Consider the following 3,722-nt stretch of genomic DNA (forward strand, 5'->3'; position numbering starts at 1 on the left):
CATAACCGCTACCGGACAACTCAAAGTTATCACATCTGATATTGTTTCAGACACCTTACGGTCATCGAGATTCCCCTTAAGAGTGAATGAAAGATGTATGCTCTCAAATATCTGTGGGGGGTTTTCCTTTTGTTTTGCTCTGATATCAACTGAGAGAGACTCACAAGGTTCCCCTCTTTTTTTAAGTCCTAGTTTGGTTTTGATCGATGTACAACCACCCAGTGCCGCGAGGAAATGTGCAAGTGGACTCGGATTATTTCCACTTCCTCCGAGACCCGGTGATGCTTCGACAAAAAAATCGATATCTGACGCGGTTGTAACCTTGAAACATAACTCATCAACCTGGGTCATTGTTATCTGAACTTCATTCTCACTCATTATAATCTCTATTTTTGTTTTTTCGCTTATTTATACAAAAATATTGGAAGATACGATCTACAAATATGTTTGTATCTATTCAACATTTGCATCAATATCTAAAAAAATTAACAATTCAGAGCAATCAGAATTTTCTGAAAATTTTAAATATTGTGGATACATACAATATGAGTACCAGGTATGGCAAAAGGGAAAACCGATACAGGTTCTTCTGACGGGATCGGATGTGGTTGTGCTCCAAAGGCTGCATGCAAGGTTGAATCTGTACTTACAATTGATGATCGGGGTCAGATGGTACTCCCGAAAGATGTTCGTGAGCGGGCGGATATTAAACCCGGGGATAAACTAGCCTTGATCAGCTGGGAGAAAGAGGGAAGTATCTGTTGTTTTGCGCTGATGAAGGTGGAGAATTTGAGCGGTATGGTTAGCGACGTTCTCTCCCCCTTGATGAATAATTCAGGAGTGTAAAGAGGAAAATGTCTTCTGAACAATCGTGTTGCTCCTGCTCGTGCCAGGGTGCTGCTTCATCCAACCCATGCGGAGTTATCCCAACTGATAGCACAATCTCGCATTCAAACCGGATTGATCATATTCTTGCTCGATGGGGGTATAACCGGTCCGGGCATCTGGTAACTCCCGGACTCTATCAATTGGGCTCTCCAGATCAAGACTCACCGATTTTCGCGTCAGCAAATTATACCCTCAGCTTTGATGCCCTTCGGTCTGCTCTGGAGGGGATCAATGGGTACATACTTGTCCTTGATACCAAGGGAATCAATGTCTGGTGTGCAGCAGGGAAGGGAACTTTCGGAACCGATGAACTGGTACTCCGGATAGAATCCTCCGACTTGAGCAGTGTCGTTTCGCACCGAAAGATCATTGTTCCCCAGCTCGGAGCTCCCGGCGTTTCAGCCCAAGAGGTTCAGCGTAGATCCGGATTCCGGGTTGAATATGGTCCGGTCAGGGCAGTTGATCTTCCTGAGTACCTCCGGACTGGTAAAGTAACACCACAGATGCGTATGGTGAAATTTCCTCTGCATGACCGGGTAATTCTCGCACCCGTTGAACTTGTTTACATCGCGTTGAAAGCCGCAATTGTTGCGATCATCCTCTGGTTCATGGCAGGTCAGGTGGCATCTTTAGCTGCTATCACCGCAGTTCTTACGGGAACTGTGCTCTTTCCAGCCTTACTGCCATACTTGCCTACGAAGGATTTCTCAACGAAAGGTCTAATTCTGGGATTCATTGTGGCAATCCCATTCAGTTACCTGTATGCTCTAACGCCGGGACTTCCAGGATGGGCAGCGGGTGCTGGAGCACTCGTCCCGCTCCTGATTATTCCGGCTGTCGTCGCATTTATGGCATTGAACTTCACAGGCTCAACCACATTCACATCGCGGACCGGGGTGAAGAAAGAGATCTTCAGATACGTTCCGATAATGGCGGGGATGGCTGTCCTTGGAATCATTATCGGCATCGTTCTTGGAGCATGTCGCCTTATGGGGATGATCTGATGTTTAATTCATACAAAGAAAACACACTCCAATATCACGAGGAGAAGTGTATCAACTGCAAACGATGCACCGAGGTCTGTCCACATGGGGTATTTGCAGAAGGAGAAAATCAGGTAACACTGGTGCAACCAGTCCGGTGTATGGAGTGTGGGGCTTGTGCCCTGAATTGCCCGGTTCAGGCGATTGAAGTGGAGAGCGGGGTTGGATGTGCCTGGGCAATGATCAGTGCGGCTCTCCGTGGAAAGGATATGGATAGTGGAGAATGTAGTTGTGGGGGAGACACTGGCTCCTGTTGCGGCGGGGAGCCAGAACAGTCATCCTGTTGTGGTGAAAAATAAGAAAAAATCCTTTTTGCAACTCTTCATTATCCGGTGAACAGTCTGACTGTGAAGTACAATCCGACCAGGATAAACAGAGTCGCTACAATCCTTCTGATCCAGACTTCGGCAGCCTGAACCTTGCCGAGAAAATTACTACACCGTTTTACACCGGTGACCAGGAGTGCCGAGAATAGGATCACTGGAAGACCGGTTGCAAATCCGAACGCCAGGGGAACTCCGATCGGATCCTGGGTACTCAGAGCCAACGGCACGAGCATCCCAAAGAAGAGGACCGCACTAAATGGGCAGAAACTCAGGGCAAAGAGAATACCCAGGAGAAAACTTCCAAGCAGTCCCTGATCTGATAACTTCTGGCTTATCCGTTCCTTGAGTTCCTGCAACCCCGCATGCTCAAATCCGAAGGAGAGCGGGATGATCTCCAGCATGAGGATACCACAGACAAGGAGGATCGGACCGAGAAGCAGATCGCCATACTCCTGCAGGAACAGGGCTATTGACTGGACATTGAGCCCACACAAGACGATGAGAGCAGCGATGGAAACATACACAAACATCCGCCCAAGGCTGTAGAGCAGCCCGACGAGGATTGTGTACCGGCTGTCACCGATCTTGCGGGAGACATACGCAATAGCGGTAATGTTGGTTGCCATGGGACAGGGACTGATGGCCATCATCAGCCCGATAAAGAAGGCGGCGACGAGTGGGATATCACTCGACCCCATCGTCTCCATGAAACTCATAAGATCAGTCATTCTGAAGATAATCCTGAAAAAATGAAATATTCAATAAAAATCCGATAGATTATTCAAAAGAACCGGCAAGTCTTCGGTCAACCAGGCCTTTCAGGTAACTGATGAACTCATCCTTATTGCCTGTTTTATACCAGACTTTGACATCCTCTTCTTTATGGAAACCTGATGGGCCTGTCACGCCGATCATCAATGAAGAACCGGTGACACCGAACTTTTTGACAAGATCGGCATTTTTTGGATCCTGGAAGTTGATGTGATCAAAGATCATCGTCTTGTTCTCTAGTTCAGCAGGATAATATTTCTTTACCGTCTCCTCAGCGTATTCTCCGATTGTTGTGCAGGTATGGCATCCGTTTGTTGGATGAAAATGATAAATTTCAATTATCCGGTCACTGGTAGAATTGGTAATTGCATCAGCTGATGAACAAGTGATGAGAGATCCAAAGCAAACAAATGAGATCAAAATTGAAATAAAAAAATATCGTTTAATGGCTTGAGTGTTGATCTGATTCATGAAAACACCTAACTTCCCAATGTTAGAGATTTGAGAGAGGGATACCATCAAAGAAATCGGAATGATATTTCGGTTTCTTAAGGTAACCTGGTTATCCCTTCATTCAATTATTTTTGAATTGATAAAAAGGTACTGCAAATTTTAAATTTTTTTTAAAGATACCAGAAGAAATTTCATCAGTAATGTATCAGAAAGAATTTTCGAAACGGGAGGTTAGACCCAG

Annotated in this window: 6 protein-coding genes; 3 read left to right on the plus strand and 3 right to left on the minus strand. The window is 45.8% G+C overall.

The window, feature by feature from the left end; translation table 11 throughout:
* Window positions 1–378, minus strand: a 378-nt coding sequence (locus LUQ50_RS02855) for an OsmC family protein (RefSeq protein ID WP_300035887.1), incomplete at its 3' end; no start/stop codon positions are given.
* A gap of 180 nt (window positions 379–558) precedes the next feature.
* Between LUQ50_RS02855 and hgcC the strand changes: the two genes are divergently transcribed.
* Genes hgcC through hgcB form a run of 3 tightly spaced genes read left to right on the plus strand, consistent with a single transcriptional unit; the run spans window position 559 to window position 2,230 of the window.
* Window positions 559–846, plus strand: coding sequence for an HgcAB-associated protein HgcC (gene hgcC / locus LUQ50_RS02860; protein WP_300035890.1), 288 nt, complete (start codon window positions 559–561; stop codon window positions 844–846).
* A gap of 8 nt (window positions 847–854) precedes the next feature.
* On the plus strand, window positions 855–1,892 hold the full coding sequence (hgcA, locus tag LUQ50_RS02865) for a mercury methylation corrinoid protein HgcA (RefSeq protein ID WP_300035895.1): 1,038 nt from the start codon (window positions 855–857) through the stop codon (window positions 1,890–1,892).
* Window positions 1,892–2,230: a mercury methylation ferredoxin HgcB gene (gene hgcB / locus LUQ50_RS02870; RefSeq protein ID WP_300035898.1), complete on the plus strand. Its 339-nt coding sequence runs from the start codon at window positions 1,892–1,894 to the stop codon at window positions 2,228–2,230. The genes hgcA and hgcB overlap by 1 nt, the downstream gene beginning before the upstream one ends.
* Window positions 2,231–2,256: 26 nt before the next feature.
* Here hgcB and LUQ50_RS02875 read toward each other — a convergent pair whose 3' ends face one another.
* A complete protein-coding gene (locus LUQ50_RS02875; protein ID WP_300035901.1) occupies window positions 2,257–2,985 on the minus strand; it encodes an aromatic aminobenezylarsenical efflux permease ArsG family transporter in 729 nt (242 codons plus the stop codon).
* A 49-nt stretch (window positions 2,986–3,034) separates the two neighbouring features.
* Window positions 3,035–3,499, minus strand: coding sequence for a nitrophenyl compound nitroreductase subunit ArsF family protein (locus LUQ50_RS02880; RefSeq protein ID WP_300035903.1), 465 nt, complete (start codon window positions 3,497–3,499; stop codon window positions 3,035–3,037).
* Window positions 3,500–3,722: the final 223 nt, after the last annotated feature.

Origin of the sequence: Methanospirillum sp., from assembly GCF_028679455.1 — an archaeon.
Classification (GTDB): Archaea; Halobacteriota; Methanomicrobia; order Methanomicrobiales; family Methanospirillaceae; genus Methanospirillum.